Origin of the sequence: Bradyrhizobium sp. SZCCHNR1053 (genome assembly GCF_032381235.1) — a bacterium.
GTDB lineage: Bacteria > Pseudomonadota > Alphaproteobacteria > Rhizobiales > Xanthobacteraceae > Bradyrhizobium.
In genome coordinates, this window is record NZ_JAUHJM010000014.1 from 57,823 (window position 1) to 73,648 (window position 15,826).

Genomic DNA, 15,826 nt, shown 5'->3' on the forward strand with positions numbered 1-15,826 from the left:
GGGATGGCGGGCCGGATCGCGTCGGGACCTTTGCTCGGGCGCGCAGGGAACAGTGGGCGAGGGCCGGTTCCAGCTTGCCTCCGAAAGCAATTTATGATGTATTTTACATCATTGTCTTTGTCTCAGACATCATTTATGGTGTCTGCTACGTGAGGCCATCGTGATCACGTCGTTCCAGATGCGAGCAGCCCGTGCGCTGCTCGGGATAGATCAGAGAACCTTGGCCGAGCTGGCCGGCGTGTCGCTGCCGACGATCCAGCGGATGGAAGCCTCCACGGGCAACGTCCGCGGCGTGGTGGACTCGCTGACCAAGGTCGTCGATGCGCTCAATCGTGCGGGCGTGGATCTGATCGGTGAGCATTCCCGCAGCGAGAATGGCGGGCGTGGTGTTCGCCTGAAGGACCCGGGGCCGCCCCGCCGCATGGGCCGTCAAACTGACATTGTGCGCGATGACGCGAGCTAGGCTCATCGCGCGGCACGGGGCCCCTGGGCGCTTCGTGTGGGACGCATCGTCGGCTGCGCCGCGGCCCGATGAGGCGACGGGAGCGTGATGGGCATGAGCATCGCAAACGAACACCGTTCGCACGGGCGGGTCGGACATCATGAGCCGACCTTCGCCGAGCTTTATTCCCCCAAACTCCTGACGGTCTTGCGCGAGGGCTACGGCCTCAGCGACTTTCGCGCCGACGCGCTGGCGGGCCTGACCGTGGCGATCGTGGCGCTGCCGCTGTCGATGGCGATCGCGATCGCCTCCGGTGTCTCGCCGGGGCGTGGTCTCTACACCGCCGTGATCGGCGGCTTCCTGGTCTCGCTGCTCGGCGGCAGCCGCTTTCAGATCGGCGGTCCCGCGGGTGCCTTCATCGTGCTGGTCGCTGCGACGGTCGATCGCCAGGGTCTCGATGGCCTGCTGATCGCGACGATGATGTCCGGCGTGATCCTGGTGATCGCAGGATATTTGCGGCTCGGCACCTACATCAAGTTCATTCCCTATCCGGTCACGGTCGGCTTCACCGCGGGCATCGCCGTCATCATCTTTGCCAGCCAGCTGAAGGATCTGTTCGGTATCACGCTTGCGGGCAAGGAGCCGGGCGAGCTGCTTCCGAAGCTCACGGCGCTCGCGCATGGCGCGCCGACCGCGAGCATGTCTGCGGTCGTGACGGCCGCGCTGTCGATCGCGATCATCATCGGCCTCAAGCATCTGCGGCCGACCTGGCCCGGCATCCTGATCGCGGTCGTGGTCGCGGCCATCATCACCTTCGCGCTGCAGCTTCCGGTCGAGACCATTGGGACGAAATTCGGCGGTATCCCGCGCGAGCTGCCGGCGCCGGCGTTGCCGGCGTTCTCGCTCGCCAAGGTCCAGGCGGTGTTCCCCGACGCGATCGCCTTCGCACTGCTCGGCGCCATCGAATCGCTGCTGTCGGCCGTCGTCGCCGACGGCATGACCGGCCGTCGCCATCGCTCGAACTGCGAGCTGGTGGCGCAGGGCTTTGCCAATGTCGGCTCGGCGCTGTTCGGCGGCATCTGCGTCACCGGCACCATCGCGCGCACCGCCACCAACGTTCGCGCCGGCGCACGCGGGCCGGTGTCGGGCATGCTGCATTCGCTGTTCCTGCTGGTGTTCATGCTGATCGCGGCTCCGCTCGCGAGCTACATCCCGCTGTCGGCGCTCGCCGCGGTGCTGGTGGTGGTGGCCTGGAACATGGCCGAGAAGCACGAGTTCGCCACCCTGATCCGATCGTCCTGGGGCGATGCCACGGTGTTGCTCGCGACCTTCGGGCTGACGGTCTTCCGCGATCTCACCGAGGGCATCCTGGTCGGCTTTGCGCTCGGCGCCGTGCTGTTCATCAACCGCATGGCGCAGATGACCGGCGTCGAGGACAGCACGCCGCTGGTCGCGCAGGACCGTGCGGATTTCGAGGACGGCGCGCGGGTGCCCTACAATCCCAAGCTCAGCACCGACAAGGACGTGCTGGTCTATCGCATCACCGGGGCGTTCTTCTTCGGCGCCGCCTCGACCGTTGGCACCGTGCTCGACTCGATCGCCGACCGCCGCAAAGCCTTCGTGGTCGACTTCGCCGCCGTGCCGTTCCTGGATTCGACGGCCGCCAACGCCATGAGCCGCGTCGCCGCCAAGGCCAGGCGCCAGGGCATCCGCCTGTTCATCACGGGCGCGTCGCCGACCGTGCGCCGGGCGCTGCTGACCCACGGCGTGCGGCCGCCGCTGGTGCGCTATCGCGAGACAATCGAGCGCGCCGTGGCCGACATCAAGGGCAAGGAGACGGCGCCGGCGGACGTCGCCGATGGGCTCGCCGCGAGCTGACACGCGACCTTAACGCCGCGTCGCCGTTGGGGCCATGGCGCCTCTCGGCCGCTGCGGCGCTTTCCCGGGGGGCGACTGCCGAGCCCCAGCATTGACTCCAGCCGGGGCTTGTCCGATGTCACGGCCATGACCCTCGCCGCCAAACCCCGCGCTGCGTGCCTGATCGGCTGGCCTGCCGCGCATTCGCGCTCGCCTTTGATCCATCATCATTGGCTGCACGAGCTTGGCATTGCCGGCGGCTACACCATCGAGGCGGTGCCGCCGGAAGAGCTGGCGGACTTCGTCATGCATCTCGACCGTCGCGGCTTCGTCGGCGCCAACGTCACGATCCCGCACAAGGAGCGCGTGCTGGAGCTGAGCGAGCCGGACGCGCGTGCCCGCGCCGTCGGCGCGGCCAACACGCTCTGGTACGAGGACCGCATCCTGCGGGCCACCAACACCGACGTCGAAGGCTTCATCGGCAATCTGGATGCCGCCGCCCCAGGCTGGGACCGCACCGACGAGGCGCTGGTGCTTGGCTCCGGCGGCTCGGCGCGGGCCGTCGTGTTCGGCCTGCTCGAGCGCGGCATCGGCCGCGTCCACGTCATCAATCGCACCGCGGCGCGCGCACAAGCCCTGGCTGATCAGTTCGGCAGCCATGTCGTTGCCGAAGGCTGGGACCGCGTCGGCGCGCTGCTGCCGCGCGCGGGCCTGTTCGTGAACACCACCTCGCTCGGCATGCACGGCCAGCCGCCGCTCGAGCTCGACGTCGAGCTGTTGCCGCAGCAGGCTGTCGTCGCCGACATCGTCTACGTGCCGCTGGAGACGCAGTTGCTCGCGGCGGCGCGGGCGAGGGGGCTGCGCACTGCCGATGGGCTCGGCATGCTGCTGCACCAGGCCGTGCGTGGCTTCGAATTGTGGTTCGGCCGCCGTCCGCAGGTCACGCCCGAGTTGCGCGCGCTGGTCGAGGCCGATCTCACAAGGGCTTGAACGCGGAATAAGCGCAGATGGTCGGCGTCTCATTGATCGAGCGTCCGCGTAGCCCCGCATTGGACGCGGATGATCTTCTCTCGCCCTCGGAGCCCTGCATGTCCGCTCGTCTCGTCCTGATCCGTTCCGTCGCTTCACTCGCCATGGTTGCGGCTGTATCCGCGCTCGCCATTGCCCAGCAGGTGCCGGTGCCGACGCGCGTGCGCGGCGCCATCGAAAGCGTCGACGCCGACATGATGACGGTGAAAGCCCGCAGCGGCGAGATCTTCAAGCTGCGCATGGCCGGTGATCTGCGCGTTTCGGGTGTCGTCAAGGCGCAGCTTTCCGACATCAAGCTGGGCTCGTTCATCGGCGCCACCACGGTGCCCGGCCCGGACGGCGCGCCGAAGGCGGTCGAGATCCACATCTTTCCCGAGGACATGCGCGGCACGGGCGAAGGCTCGCGGTCGTGGGACCTGAAGCCGAATTCGAGCATGACCAACGCCACCGTATCCGAAAGCTCGGTCTCGACCGACGGTCACTCGCTGCTCGTCAAATACAAGGGCGGCGAGAAGCGGGTCGACATCGCGCCGGACACGCCGATCGTGACCTTCGTGCCCGGCGACAAGTCCGAGCTGACGGCCGGCGCGAAGGTGATGGCCACCGTCAAGCAGTTACCCGATGGCTCGCTCGAGACCAGCCGCGTCAGCGTCGGCCGCGATGGGCTGACGCCGCCGATGTGACCCAGCTCATCTGGAGCGTATGCCGCATCCTGACAAAAGGTGTCGTCCCTGCGAACGCAGGGACCCATAACCCCAGGACGGAGTGTCGGGGCACGCCAGGGTGTCTTAGTCTGAGCAGATGCCCAAACGCACCATGCAGTGGCGCGACCGCCCGAAATAACTGACAGCGGTGGCTATGGGTCCCTGCGTTCGCAGGGACGACAGCTTTTGCTTGGCAAGCGCTTCGGATCATCACGGTGTGAGACCAGCGTCATGCTTTGTCCCAACCGGTTAAGTGTCGATCAATCCGCCAGCACCTTCCGGTCGATCTCGGCCACCGTGTTGATGCCGCACAGGCCCATCGTCGTCAGCAGCTCGTTGCGGATGATGTCGATCGCCTTGGCGACGCCGGCCTGGCCGCCGGCGCCGAGGCCGTAGGCATAGGCGCGGCCGAGCATGCACGACTTGGCGCCGAGCGCGAGCGCGCGCATCACGTCCTGGCCCGAGCGGATGCCGCCGTCGAACATGATCTCGATCTTGTCGCCGACCGCTTCCGCAATGCCGGGTAGCACGTGGATCGAGGACGGTGCGCCGTCGAGCTGGCGGCCGCCATGGTTGGAGACGACAAGCGCCTGCGCGCCGGTCGCGGCCGCGAGCTTCGCGTCCTCGATGTCGTGGATGCCCTTGATGATCAGCTTGCCCGGCCAGATCGAGCGGATCCAGTCGACATCCTTCCAGTTCAGCGAGGTGTCGAACTGCGCTGCGGTCCAGGCCGAGAGCTTGGTGAGATCCTCGGTGTTCTTCACGTGGCCGGCGATGTTGCCGAAGGTGCGGCGCTTGCCCTGCAGCACACCCTGCACCCAGGCCGGCTTGGTGGCGAAGTCGAACAGCTTCGACAGCGTCCATTCCGGCGGCACGCTCATGCCGTTCTTGATGTCCTGGTGGCGCTGGCCGATCACCTGCAGGTCGACGGTCAGGCATAGTGCGCTGCACTTCGCAGCAATCGCGCGCTCGACCAGGGCCTTGATGAAGCCGCGGTCCTTCATGACGTAGAGCTGGAACCAGAACGGCTTCTCGACGCTGCCCGCGATGTCCTCGATCGAGCAGATCGACATCGTGCTCTGCGTGAACGGGATGCCGGCGGCCTGCGCGGCGCGGCAGGCGTGAATCTCGCCGTCGCCGTGCTGCATGCCCAGGAGGCCGACCGGCGCCAGGATCAGCGGCATCGATGACGGCTCGCCAAGGATCGTCGTCGACAGATCGCGCTTGGACACGTCGACCAGAATGCGCTGGCGGAATTTGATCTTCTGCAGATCGTCGCGGTTGGCCCGCAGCGTCTCCTCGGCATAGGAGCCGCGATCGGCGTAGTCGAAGAAGGCTTTGGGCACGCGGCGCTTGTGCAGCAGGCGCAGGTCTTCAATGCAGGTGACGTGTTTCATCGCGCTCTTCGACTCCCCACCGACGTCTCGTTTCTTGGGCTCGGCAGTCATCTAGCATCTTTGCGGCGCCTGCCAAATCCAACTTGGGAACCGCCACGGCGTCCGGGCAAGACACGCAAACTGCGAGCGTTCCGCAACAGGACGTCAGGGGCCGCCGGAGCGAGCACATTCCTGCTGCGGGGGCACTCCGAGGGGGGCCCTCCGGAGCCGTCAGGTCGAGTGAAAAATTAGCCTTAACAATGACTTGCGGCGGCCGTGGCGGTTTCGTGGTAATGATTGATCACATTTTTTGAATCCATCTTAGCTTTAAGGCGACTATAACCCGCGGGCTGACCGGAGGGGCTTGCCATGTGATTCGCCCCCGCCGGTAACGAAATCCAGAAGCCGTTGCTGGGGGTCATATGAGCCGTAACTATTTCGGGACCGATGGGATTCGTGGCCGCGCCAACGGCCTGATCACGCCGGAACTCGCGCTCAAGGTCGGGCAGGCCGCAGGTCTTCTGTTTCAGCGCGGCGAGCATCGCCACCGGGTGGTGATCGGCAAGGATACCCGCCTGTCCGGCTATATGATCGAATACGCGATGGTGGCCGGCTTCACCTCGGTCGGCATGGACGTGCTGCTGGTCGGCCCGATGCCGACGCCGGCGGTCGCCATGCTCACCAAGTCGATGCGCGCCGATCTCGGCGTCATGATCTCGGCATCGCACAATCTGTTCGAGGACAACGGCATCAAGCTGTTCGGGCCGCAGGGCTTCAAGTTGTCAGACGATGTCGAGAAGCAGATCGAGCAGCTGCTGGACGAGTCGCTCGACAAGAAGCTGGCGCAGAGCGCGAGCCTCGGCCGCGCCCGCCGCATCGACGGCGTGCACGATCGCTATATCGAATTCGCCAAGCGCACCCTGCCGCGCGACCTCTCGCTCGACGGCCTGCGCGTCGTGGTCGATTGCGCCAATGGTGCGGCCTACAAGGTCGTGCCCGAGGCGCTGTGGGAGCTGGGTGCCGACGTGATCTCGATCGGCGTGGAGCCGGACGGCTTCAACATCAACAAGGAATGCGGCTCGACCTCGCCGGAGGCACTGTGCCGGAAGGTACGGGAAATGCGCGCCGACATCGGCATCGCGCTCGACGGCGATGCCGACCGCGTGATCCTGGTCGACGAGCGCGGCCACATCGTCGATGGCGACCAGCTGCTCGCGGTCATCGCGCAGAGCTGGAAGGAGGACGGCCGCCTGGCGCGCGCCGGCATCGTCGCGACGGTCATGTCCAATCTCGGTCTCGAGCGCTTCCTGCAGGGGCAAGGGCTCGAGCTGGTGCGCACGCCGGTTGGCGACCGCTATGTTCTCGAGCGCATGCTGGCCGACGGCTACAATCTCGGCGGCGAGCAGTCGGGCCATATCATTCTCTCGGACTACGCGACCACGGGGGACGGCTTCGTCGCCGCGCTCCAGGTGCTGGCGACGGTGCAGAGGCTGCGCCGTCCGGTCTCCGAGGTCTGCCATCGCTTCGATCCGCTGCCGCAGATCCTCAAGAACGTCCGCTATCGCAGCGGCAAGCCACTCGACGCGGACGAGGTGAAGTCGGCGATCGACACCGGACAGAAGCGCCTCAACGGCCATGGCCGACTGCTCGTGCGCTCCTCCGGCACCGAGCCGGTGATCCGCGTGATGGGCGAGGGTGACGACCGCGATCTGGTCGAGGAGGTCGTCGATGAGATCGTTGCTGCGGTCGGCAACGCGGCTGCGGCCGCCGCATAGTCATCAACCGTCATATTCGGCCTTTGCGGCCTGCCATCATCGTCTGATGGCAGGCCGTTTTGTTGGCAGCTTGTCGTCCTGCGCGCGAGAGCGGTGGGCTCGGGTCTGCCGGCGCGATCCGCGGCTCGTCGTAAAGCGGGCAGGGGCCAGGACAGGACGATGCATCGATGAAATCGGCCAATCGCGGCGGGCAAGTCGGCCAATCTGTTACGTCGTGCCCGGGCTTGACCCGGGCATCCACGACGTTCCTTCCGAGCGCAACAAGGACGTGGCTGGCCGGGACAGGCCGGCCACGACGATGTGGGAGCAGACGGCGCAGAACGCAGATCGCCATATGCGATCGCTCCGTCTGGAGAGGGGCGACGCTGACAATTTTAAGTTGAACTAATTAGTTGATGATTACTACGAGGACGAGACGGAGATGACGAATTGTTAGGAGGTGTTGCGCGGTCGTTAACGGTTCTTGTGCGCTCAGGAAATATCAACCTTAATAATTAGGGTTAAGCGCCGCTTAAGCATTTGGCGCGATTGTACGGTCGTCAGTTGTGATGTGGGGCCGGATTCTCGATCGCCTCACCGGCCAAAGGGACGAAGCCAATGCGTAGCGTTAAGTCTTTGATCGCCGCCGGAGCGGCCTCTCTGTTTTCAACTCTCGCCTTTGCGGCCGACATGCCCATCGCGCCTCCTCCGGTCTACGCGCCGCCGCCGGCGGCCGATTTCGGTGGCTGGTATCTGCGCGGCGACATCGGTTTCAGCAATCAAAAGGTCAAGGACGTTCATTACTCGCGCGAGTCCGCCTACACGCCGATGACGTCGTTCAACCAGACCTCGGCGTTCGACACCGCGGGCATCTACGGCGTCGGCGTCGGCTATCGCTTCAACAGCTGGTTCCGCGCCGACGTCACCGGCCAGTATCGCGGCAATTCGAACTTCAAGGCCACCGACCGCTTCAATGCAACGGCGGGCGGCGTGCCCTACAGCGGCATCGACAATTACAGCGGCAGCAAGTCCGAATGGCTGGTGCTCGCCAACGCCTACGTCGATCTCGGCACCTGGTGGTGCGTGACGCCGTTCATCGGCGCGGGTGTCGGCGGTGCGCGGGTGACGATTTCGAATTTCACCGACACGGGCATCAACAACCTGCCGTTCACGACCACGAGCTTCGCGACGGCGCCGACCTCCTCGAAATGGAATTTCGCTTGGGCGGCCCATGCGGGTCTCGCCTACAACGTGAATCCGAACTTGGTGTTGGAGCTGGCCTACAGCTACGTCGATCTCGGTCAAGGGCAGACCGGCGTCCTGTCCGACTATGTCGGCAACACCACCGGCAACGTCTTCAAGTTCAAGGACATCACCTCGCACGACCTGAAGCTCGGCGTGCGCTGGAATTTCGACCAGCCTCCGCCGCCCCCGATGATGCCGCCCTTGATCCGCAAGGGCTGAGCCGAGCGGTCCTCATCACTGTAAACAATCAAGCGGCGCGGGCGTCCCGCGCCGTTTGGCGTTTCTGATCCCGCTGTTCGAACGCCTCCGCGCTGAAAGAATTTCCGTGCAGAGCGCTGCGACAACGAATGATTAAGGTTAACGCGCGATGATCGGAACAGAGAGTCAAGTGTTGATTGGAGCGTTGCGATGCGTAGCCTGGTGGTGGCGGTTTCGGTGTGCGGCATGATCTCCGCGGCGCAGGCCGCGGATTTGTCCGACCTTCCGATCCTGCGGGGCGGCCTGACCGAGGGCCTGAACAATTCGCGGGTCAACTGGGACGGCTATTACGTCGGCGTCCAGGGCGGCTACGGCTCGTCCGATGAAAATTTCAACGGCTCGACCAAGAACATCACGGCGGCGGTGCTTGCCAACACGCTGATCGAGAGCCAGATGCAGGTATCGTCGTGGAACCCCAATCTCGGCAAGCAGTCCTCGCGCGCATCTGGCTTCGGCGCCTTCGTCGGCTACAACAGTCAGTGGGACGACGTCGTGCTCGGCGTCGAGGCGAGCTATCTGCATGGCAAGTATGGCGGCATGGCCTCTTCGAGCCGCACGCTTGTCAGCACGGCCGCACTGTCTGACGGCAACTTTCACGCCGTGACCTCGACGCAGTCCTCGCAGATCTCGATCACCGACATGGCAACGATCCGGGGGCGTGCCGGCTATGCAATGGGCTGTTTCCTGCCTTATGGGTTCTTCGGCCTTGCGCTCGGCAATGCAGATCTCGGCCAGTCCGTGACGGTTCAGGATCGGGTCAGCACCACTTTTCTGGGGACCTACACGCCGCTCGCGCCGCTCAGCGCCAACAACATTCAGCACAATCACCTGATCTATGGCTACAGCGCCGGTCTCGGCGTCGACGTCAATCTCGTCGGCGGACTGTTTGCGCGGGCCGAATACGAATACATCCGCTTCACCTCGACGGTCGACACCAGCATCAACACGGTGCGCGCGGGCCTCGGCTACAAGTTCTGAGCCGTCTGCAAGCCTGTCCTGAAAGCTCATGTCCATCAGCATTCGACCCGCGCAGCGCGACGACGTCGGCGCCATTGTCGCCATGCTCGCCGACGATCATCTCGGCCAGGCGCGGGAGCGTGTCGAGCAGCCGTTGCCGCAGTCCTACTACGACGCATTCGAGGCGATCGTGCGGGACGCGAATATCACCCTGGTCGTCGCCGTGGAGGCGGACAGGGTGGTCGGCTGCCTGCAACTCTGCATCCTGCCCGGGCTCAGCTCGCAAGGTGCGTCGCGCGCGCTGATCGAAGACGTTCGGGTCGCAATCGTCCGGCGCAGCCGGGGCATCGGCGAGCAGCTGCTGCAATGGGCGATTGCCGAGGCCCGCAGCCGGCGCTGCAATCTGGTCGAGCTCATGACGCATCAGAGCCGCACCGACGCACAGCGCTTCTATGAGCGGCTCGGCTTCGCCAAGAGCCATTTCGGCATGGTGATGCGGTTCTGATCCAATCAGAGCGGCAGGCGGTAGGCTGCGACGGCGTTCGGGCCGAAGGCCTTGTCGCGGACCTCGGCACCGAGCCGGGTCAGGCAGTGCTCGAGCGCCTGCTTGATTTCGCCATAGCTGCCGGCGAGCAGACACACCGGCCAGTCCGAGCCGAAGATCAGCCTGTCGGCGCCGAAGCAGCGTGCGATGTGCGCGACATAGGGAAACAGCCGCTCGGCATCCCAGTCGGTCCAGACGGCCTCCGTCGCCAGCCCCGACACCTTGCACCAGACATTGCCGCAGGCCCCGAGCTCGGCGATGCGATCGGCCCAGTCCTGATCGAACCCGGTTACGATCGGCGGCTTGGCGGCGTGGTCCAGCACGAAGCGCGCTCTTGGAAACGCGCGCACGGTCGCGATCGCCGCCGGCAGCTCGCGCGTGCGCACCAGCAGATCGTAGGTCAGGTCGTGCGCGAACACGATGTCGAGGCCGCGCCTGACATCGCCGCGATAGATCCACGCCGGATCGGCCTCGTCATGGACCTGGTGGCGGATGCCGACCAGCCTGTCGCCGCCGGGCAGGCCGCGCAGCCTGTCGATCGTCGACCCTACCGATGGATCGCTCAGGTCGACCCAGCCGACGACACCGGCAACGAACGGCGTCGCGTGCGCGACGCGCAGGAATTCCTCGGTCTCGTCGAGCGACGACCGGGTCTGCACCAGGATGCTGGCGTCGAGGCCATTTTCGGCGAGCAGCGGGGCGAGGTCGGCGGGACCATACGGACGGCGGATCGGCGCCAGCGCGTCGCCGGCCATCCACGGATAGTCGGCGCGGCCGGGATCCCAGAAATGCTGATGCGCATCGATGACGCGGCTCATGACGCCTCTCCCGGCAGCGGTGCGCGCGCATCGATCAGATTGCTGGCGCGCAGGTCGCGCCAGAACGTGTCGGGGATTCGCGCCTGCGCCAACGCGATGTTGTCGGCCGCCTCCTGCGCATTGCGCGCGCCCTGCAGGCCGACGGTGACGGCGGGATGGGCGAGACAGAACTGGATCGCGGCGGCCTTGAGCTCGGTGCCGTGTTGCTTGCACAGGGCGTCGAGCTGGCGCGCGCGGGCCACCAAGGCGGCATCGGCATCTTCGTAGTTGAACTTCGCCGGCCCGTAAGGATTGGCCAGGATGCCGCTGTTGTAGATCCCGCCGAGAATGATGGCGATGTTCTTCGCGCGGCAGATCGGAAACAGCGCCGTCAGCGCACCCTGGTCGAGCAGCGTGTAGCGGCCCGCCAGGAGAAAGCAGTCGACCGGAACGGCCTCGGCGAAGCGCGTCAGCATCTCCGACTGGTTCATACCGGCGCCGATCGCCTTGATGCTGCCGTCGTCGCGCAGCCGCTGCAGGGCACGGAAGGCGCCAGCCACGGCTTCGTCATAGTGATCGTCGGGATCATGCACGAGCAGGATGTCGACGCGATCCAGGCCGAGCCGAACCAGGCTCTCCTCGACCGAACGCATCACGCCGTCGTAGGAATAGTCGAACTGCGGCCGCAGCGGCGGCGTGCCCTTGTAGTGCGGATCTTCGCCCGAGGCGGCCGGGTCCGGCCGCAACAGCCGGCCGACCTTGGTCGAGATCACGTAGCTGTCGCGCGGCTGATGGCGCAGAAATGCACCGAGCCTCTGCTCGGCGAGGCCGAAGCCGTAGAGCGGCGCGGTGTCGTAGAAGCGCACCCCGCGCGCCCACGCCGCAGCGATCGTGGCTTCGGCATCGCCATCGCTGACCGGCTCGAACAGGCCGCCGAGCGGCGCCGTGCCGAGGCCGAGGCGGGTGATGTCGAGCGGGCTCCTCCCGAGGCGGACGCGTTCCATTGTTCTGTCCTTGTTGTTTGGCGCGTACAGATCGCGTCATTGTGCATGGATGCGTTTGGCGAGACAATGACGTCGCTTGGTGCAGCACAACGAAGAGGAGGGACGATGTCGGCGATCAATCCACTGACGGCCTTCGGTGTCGTGCTGGCGACTGCAGCGACCGACGCGGTTTACGTCATGTTCACTTCGGCGGTCGTTGCCAAGCGGCGAGTATCAGCGGCGACCTGGAGCTCGATCTGGTACATGCTGTCGTCCTTCGCCGTGATCAGCTACACCGAGAACTGGATCTACGTCGCGTTTGCGGCGGTCGGCTCCTGGATCGGCGCCTACGCCTCGATGACCTTCCTGCATCGTCCGCCGGCTGGTCAGGCACCGGTCGGTGCCGCACCGGAATGAATTGCATTCGCTTGCATGCCAGCACGACTGCGTGAACGCCGACAAGAGCGCGCGAAGTTCCTTGACGCGGAACGACCCTTCCCGTATTCACGCCGGCGGGACACCTCCCCCCAACGGGAGGCTTACTATCTGGAAGGATAGACGATGACTGCAGCGAAGCCCTCGCAGCGGCCTGCCGTGCCGCATTTCTCCTCCGGCCCCTGCGCCAAGCGCCCCGGATGGACCTCCGAAAATCTCAAGGATGCTCCCCTCGGCCGTTCGCATCGCGCGAAGATTGGCAAGGCCAAGCTCAAGCAGGCCATCGAGCTGACGCGCGACGTTCTCGAAGTGCCAGCCGACTACAAGATCGGCATCGTGCCCGCATCCGACACCGGCGCGGTCGAGATGGCGCTATGGTCGCTGCTCGGTGCGCGGCCCGTCACCACGATCGCCTGGGAATCCTTCGGCGAAGGCTGGGTCAGCGACATCGTCAAGGAGCTCAAGCTCAAGGACGTCACCAAGCTGCACGCCGGTTATGGCGAGATCCCCGATCTGTCGAAAGTCGATCCGGCAAGCGACGTGGTCTTCACCTGGAACGGGACCACGTCGGGCGTGCGCGTCCCGAATGCCGACTGGATCAGCGCGACGCGCGAAGGCCTGACGATCTGCGATGCGACATCTGCCGCGTTCGCGCAGCCGCTCGACTGGCCGAAGCTCGACGTCGTCACCTTCTCCTGGCAGAAGGCGCTCGGCGGCGAGGCCGCGCATGGCATGCTCATCCTCTCGCCGCGCGCGGTGGAGCGCCTCGAGACCTACAAACCGGCCTGGCCGCTGCCGAAGATTTTCCGCCTCACCAAGGGCGGCAAGCTCAACGCCGGCATTTTCGAGGGCGAGACCATCAACACGCCATCGATGCTGTGCGTCGAGGACTATCTGGACGCGCTCAACTGGGGCAAGTCGATCGGCGGCCTCAAGGCGCTGATCGCCCGCGCCGACGCCAACACCAAGGTGCTGGCGGACTGGAAGGCGCGGACGCCGTGGATCGATTTTCTCGCCAAGGATCCCGCCATCCGCTCTAACACCTCAGTGTGCCTCAAGGTCGTCGATCCCGCGATCACATCGCTGTCGGCCGATGCCCAGGCGGAGTTCGCCAAGAAGCTGGTGTCGCTGGTCGAGAAGGAGAACGCCGGTTTCGACTTCGCGCACTACCGCGATGCGCCGGCCGGCCTGCGCATCTGGTGCGGCGCCACCGTGGAAGCCAAGGACGTCGCTCTGCTGACGCAGTGGATCGACTGGGCTTTTGCCGAAGCCAAGGCCGCGCTGCCGAAGGCGGCCTGACCCGCGCTCGTCGTGCCGTCATTGCGAGCGCAGCGAATCAATCCAGGGCCACGAAGAAAGTCTGGATTGCTTCGTCGCTCCGCTCCTCGCAGTGACGAAATTCAAGACGCGTAGGGTGGGCAAAGGCGCGAAGCGCCGTGTCCACCATCAACGTCAACCGACGCGAAAGACGGTGGGCACGCTGCGCTTTGCCCACCCTACGATTCGATTGCTTCCACCCATTCCGGCGCCGATGCGCTGTCCCTCTCTCGCGAGAGGCGTGAAGGAACATCGTCATGTCCAAACCCAAAGTTCTCATTTCCGATGCGCTGTCGCCGGCTGCCGTGCAGATCTTCAAGGATCGCGGCATCGAGGTCGACTTCCAGCCCAATCTCGGCAAGGACAAGGACAAGCTCGCCGACATCATCGGCGACTATGACGGCCTTGCGATTCGCTCCGCGACCAAGGCCACGGCCAAGATCATCGAGCGCGCCAAGCGGCTCAAGGTGATCGGCCGCGCCGGCATCGGCGTCGACAATGTCGAGATTCCCGCGGCGACCGCCAAGGGCATCATCGTGATGAACACGCCGTTCGGCAATTCGATCACGACCGCCGAGCACGCGATCACGATGATGCTGTCGCTGGCGCGCGAGATCCCGCAGGCCGACGCCTCGACCCAGGCCGGCAAGTGGGAGAAGAACCGCTTCATGGGCGTCGAGATCACCGGCAAGACGCTGGGGGTGATCGGCTGCGGCAACATCGGTTCGATCGTCTGCGACCGTGCGCAGGGCCTGCGCATGAAAGTGATCGGCTTCGATCCGTTCCTCACCGAGGAGCGCGCGCTCGATCTCGGTGTCGAGAAGGTCGAGCTCGAGGAGCTGCTGAAGCGCGCCGACTTCATCACGCTGCACACGCCGCTGACCGACAAGACCCGCAACATCATCGATGCCGCGGCGATCGCCAAGATGAAGCAGGGCGTGCGCATCATCAATTGCGCGCGCGGCGGCCTGATCGACGAGCAGGCGCTGCTCGAGGCCCTCGACAGCAAGCATGTCGCGGGCGCAGCCCTCGACGTGTTCGCCGAGGAGCCGGCGACCAGCAATCCGCTGTTCGGTCATGCCAATGTGATCTGCACGCCGCATCTCGGCGCCTCGACCACGGAAGCGCAGGAGAACGTCGCGCTGCAGATCGCCGAGCAGATGTCGGACTACCTGCTCACCGGCGCGATCTCGAACGCGATCAACTTCCCGTCGATCACCGCGGAAGAAGCGCCCAAGCTGAAGCCGTTCATCGCGCTCGCCGAGAAGCTCGGCTCGTTCGCGGGCCAGCTCACCGAAAGCAGCATCACCAAGATCCAGATCACCTATGAAGGCCACGTCGCCGAGATGAAGACCCGGGCGCTGACCTCGGCGGTGCTGGCCGGGCTGCTGCGGCCGATGCTGGGCGAGGTCAACGTGGTGTCGGCGCCGGTGATCGCCAAGGAGCGCGGCATGATCGTCGACGAGGTGCTGCGCGCCGGCGAGAGCGACTATGAGAGCCTGATCACGGTCGCCGTCACCACCGAGCACCAGGAACGCGCGGTGTCGGGCACGGTCTACGCCGACGGCAAGCCGCGTCTCGTCGACATCAAGGGCATCCGTGTCGACGCCGAGTTCGGCAAGTCGATGATCTACGTCACCAACGAGGACAAGCCGGGCTTCATCGGCAAGTTCGCAAGCCTCCTGGGCGACGCCAAGATCAACATCGCGACCTTCCATCTCGGCCGCGTGGCGCCGGGCAGCGACGCGATCGCGCTGGTCGAGGTCGACGGTGCGGTGCCGGCCGAGCTGCTCGGCAAGATCCAGGCATTGCCGCAGGTCAAGCAGGCCAAGGCGCTGGCGTTCTGATGACGCGCTAGAGCGCGCGGTGCTTCTTGGTTGAATCGACTTAGCCGCTGGCTCAGTTCACCTCTCCCGTCAAGCGAAGCTTCGCTTCGCCAGAGCGGGGGAGGTCGGTGCGAAGCGCCGGGTAGGGGCCCCCTCCACTCGGGCAGCCCCAATTGAGGAGACACCCCCACCCCAGCCCTCCCCCGCAAGCGGGAGAGGGAGCGCACATCCTTCGCGGTTCGCAACCAGACCTCAACTCTTCACGCGCTGGGCCAAATTGACCGACCGGAAAGGGGCAGCAC

At 65.5% G+C, this 15,826-nt stretch carries 14 protein-coding genes; 11 read left to right on the forward strand and 3 right to left on the reverse strand.

Annotated features, from left to right (window positions below; genetic code table 11):
* Positions 1-160: 160 nt before the first annotated feature.
* From QX051_RS25720 to QX051_RS25735, 4 genes are all read left to right on the forward strand, one after another.
* The gene (locus QX051_RS25720) at positions 161-463 is read left to right on the forward strand and encodes a helix-turn-helix transcriptional regulator (protein WP_315757334.1); all 303 of its coding nucleotides are present in this window, start codon (positions 161-163) and stop codon (positions 461-463) included.
* Positions 464-556: 93 nt separating this feature from the next.
* A complete protein-coding gene (locus QX051_RS25725) occupies positions 557-2,320 on the forward strand; it encodes a SulP family inorganic anion transporter (protein ID WP_315733928.1) in 1,764 nt (587 codons plus the stop codon).
* Between the two features lie 126 nt (positions 2,321-2,446).
* The gene (locus tag QX051_RS25730) at positions 2,447-3,289 is read left to right on the forward strand and encodes a shikimate dehydrogenase (protein ID WP_315771871.1); all 843 of its coding nucleotides are present in this window, start codon (positions 2,447-2,449) and stop codon (positions 3,287-3,289) included.
* 143 nt (positions 3,290-3,432) lie between these two features.
* Positions 3,433-4,011: a hypothetical protein gene (locus tag QX051_RS25735; RefSeq protein ID WP_315771906.1), complete on the forward strand. Its 579-nt coding sequence runs from the start codon at positions 3,433-3,435 to the stop codon at positions 4,009-4,011.
* Positions 4,012-4,292: 281 nt separating this feature from the next.
* Here QX051_RS25735 and QX051_RS25740 read toward each other — a convergent pair whose 3' ends face one another.
* Positions 4,293-5,429, reverse strand: coding sequence for an alpha-hydroxy acid oxidase (locus tag QX051_RS25740; RefSeq protein WP_315733926.1), 1,137 nt, complete (start codon positions 5,427-5,429; stop codon positions 4,293-4,295).
* Positions 5,430-5,830: 401 nt separating this feature from the next.
* Between QX051_RS25740 and glmM the strand changes: the two genes are divergently transcribed.
* The 4 genes from glmM to QX051_RS25760 all read left to right on the forward strand — a co-directional run bounded on the left by glmM (position 5,831) and on the right by QX051_RS25760 (position 10,127).
* Positions 5,831-7,183, forward strand: a complete 1,353-nt coding sequence (gene glmM, locus QX051_RS25745) for a phosphoglucosamine mutase (RefSeq protein ID WP_315733925.1) — start codon at positions 5,831-5,833, stop codon at positions 7,181-7,183.
* A gap of 597 nt (positions 7,184-7,780) precedes the next feature.
* A complete protein-coding gene (locus QX051_RS25750; RefSeq protein WP_315778051.1) occupies positions 7,781-8,626 on the forward strand; it encodes an outer membrane protein in 846 nt (281 codons plus the stop codon).
* Positions 8,627-8,815: 189 nt separating this feature from the next.
* Entirely contained in the window at positions 8,816-9,643 is an 828-nt protein-coding gene (locus tag QX051_RS25755) for an outer membrane protein (RefSeq protein WP_315733923.1), read from the forward strand.
* 28 nt (positions 9,644-9,671) lie between these two features.
* Positions 9,672-10,127 carry a GNAT family N-acetyltransferase gene (locus tag QX051_RS25760; protein ID WP_315778052.1) on the forward strand — a complete coding sequence of 152 codons (456 nt, stop codon included), beginning with the start codon at positions 9,672-9,674 and terminating at the stop codon, positions 10,125-10,127.
* 5 nt (positions 10,128-10,132) lie between these two features.
* Here QX051_RS25760 and QX051_RS25765 read toward each other — a convergent pair whose 3' ends face one another.
* Both QX051_RS25765 and QX051_RS25770 read right to left on the reverse strand, forming a co-directional pair.
* The gene (locus tag QX051_RS25765) at positions 10,133-10,984 is read right to left on the reverse strand and encodes an amidohydrolase family protein (RefSeq protein ID WP_315778053.1); all 852 of its coding nucleotides are present in this window, start codon (positions 10,982-10,984) and stop codon (positions 10,133-10,135) included.
* Positions 10,981-11,967 carry an aldo/keto reductase gene (locus QX051_RS25770; protein WP_315778054.1) on the reverse strand — a complete coding sequence of 329 codons (987 nt, stop codon included), beginning with the start codon at positions 11,965-11,967 and terminating at the stop codon, positions 10,981-10,983. The genes QX051_RS25765 and QX051_RS25770 overlap by 4 nt, the downstream gene beginning before the upstream one ends.
* Before the next feature lie 105 nt (positions 11,968-12,072).
* On the opposite strand from QX051_RS25770, the gene QX051_RS25775 reads away from it, so the two are divergent.
* From QX051_RS25775 to serA, 3 genes are all read left to right on the forward strand, one after another.
* The gene (locus QX051_RS25775; protein WP_315733919.1) at positions 12,073-12,363 is read left to right on the forward strand and encodes a hypothetical protein; all 291 of its coding nucleotides are present in this window, start codon (positions 12,073-12,075) and stop codon (positions 12,361-12,363) included.
* Positions 12,364-12,507: 144 nt separating this feature from the next.
* Complete coding sequence (locus tag QX051_RS25780) at positions 12,508-13,680, forward strand: phosphoserine transaminase (RefSeq protein WP_315757325.1); 1,173 nt, start codon at positions 12,508-12,510, stop codon at positions 13,678-13,680.
* A 275-nt stretch (positions 13,681-13,955) separates the two neighbouring features.
* Complete coding sequence (gene serA, locus QX051_RS25785) at positions 13,956-15,545, forward strand: phosphoglycerate dehydrogenase (RefSeq protein WP_315733917.1); 1,590 nt, start codon at positions 13,956-13,958, stop codon at positions 15,543-15,545.
* Positions 15,546-15,826 lie beyond the last annotated feature (281 nt).

What these genes read in the sequence shown, in the direction of transcription:
- QX051_RS25770 (WP_315778054.1), bottom strand. Translation starts at nt 11,967, where the DNA reads ATGGAACGCGTCCGCCTCGGGAGGAGCCCGCTCGACATCACCCGCCTC.
- serA (WP_315733917.1), top strand. Translation starts at nt 13,956, where the DNA reads ATGTCCAAACCCAAAGTTCTCATTTCCGATGCGCTGTCGCCGGCTGCC.
- QX051_RS25740 (WP_315733926.1), bottom strand. Translation starts at nt 5,429, where the DNA reads ATGAAACACGTCACCTGCATTGAAGACCTGCGCCTGCTGCACAAGCGC.
- QX051_RS25765 (WP_315778053.1), bottom strand. Translation starts at nt 10,984, where the DNA reads ATGAGCCGCGTCATCGATGCGCATCAGCATTTCTGGGATCCCGGCCGC.
- QX051_RS25755 (WP_315733923.1), top strand. Translation starts at nt 8,816, where the DNA reads ATGCGTAGCCTGGTGGTGGCGGTTTCGGTGTGCGGCATGATCTCCGCG.
- QX051_RS25780 (WP_315757325.1), top strand. Translation starts at nt 12,508, where the DNA reads ATGACTGCAGCGAAGCCCTCGCAGCGGCCTGCCGTGCCGCATTTCTCC.
- QX051_RS25735 (WP_315771906.1), top strand. Translation starts at nt 3,433, where the DNA reads ATGGTTGCGGCTGTATCCGCGCTCGCCATTGCCCAGCAGGTGCCGGTG.
- QX051_RS25750 (WP_315778051.1), top strand. Translation starts at nt 7,781, where the DNA reads ATGCGTAGCGTTAAGTCTTTGATCGCCGCCGGAGCGGCCTCTCTGTTT.
- glmM (WP_315733925.1), top strand. Translation starts at nt 5,831, where the DNA reads ATGAGCCGTAACTATTTCGGGACCGATGGGATTCGTGGCCGCGCCAAC.
- QX051_RS25725 (WP_315733928.1), top strand. Translation starts at nt 557, where the DNA reads ATGAGCATCGCAAACGAACACCGTTCGCACGGGCGGGTCGGACATCAT.
- QX051_RS25775 (WP_315733919.1), top strand. Translation starts at nt 12,073, where the DNA reads ATGTCGGCGATCAATCCACTGACGGCCTTCGGTGTCGTGCTGGCGACT.
- QX051_RS25760 (WP_315778052.1), top strand. Translation starts at nt 9,672, where the DNA reads ATGTCCATCAGCATTCGACCCGCGCAGCGCGACGACGTCGGCGCCATT.
- QX051_RS25730 (WP_315771871.1), top strand. Translation starts at nt 2,447, where the DNA reads ATGACCCTCGCCGCCAAACCCCGCGCTGCGTGCCTGATCGGCTGGCCT.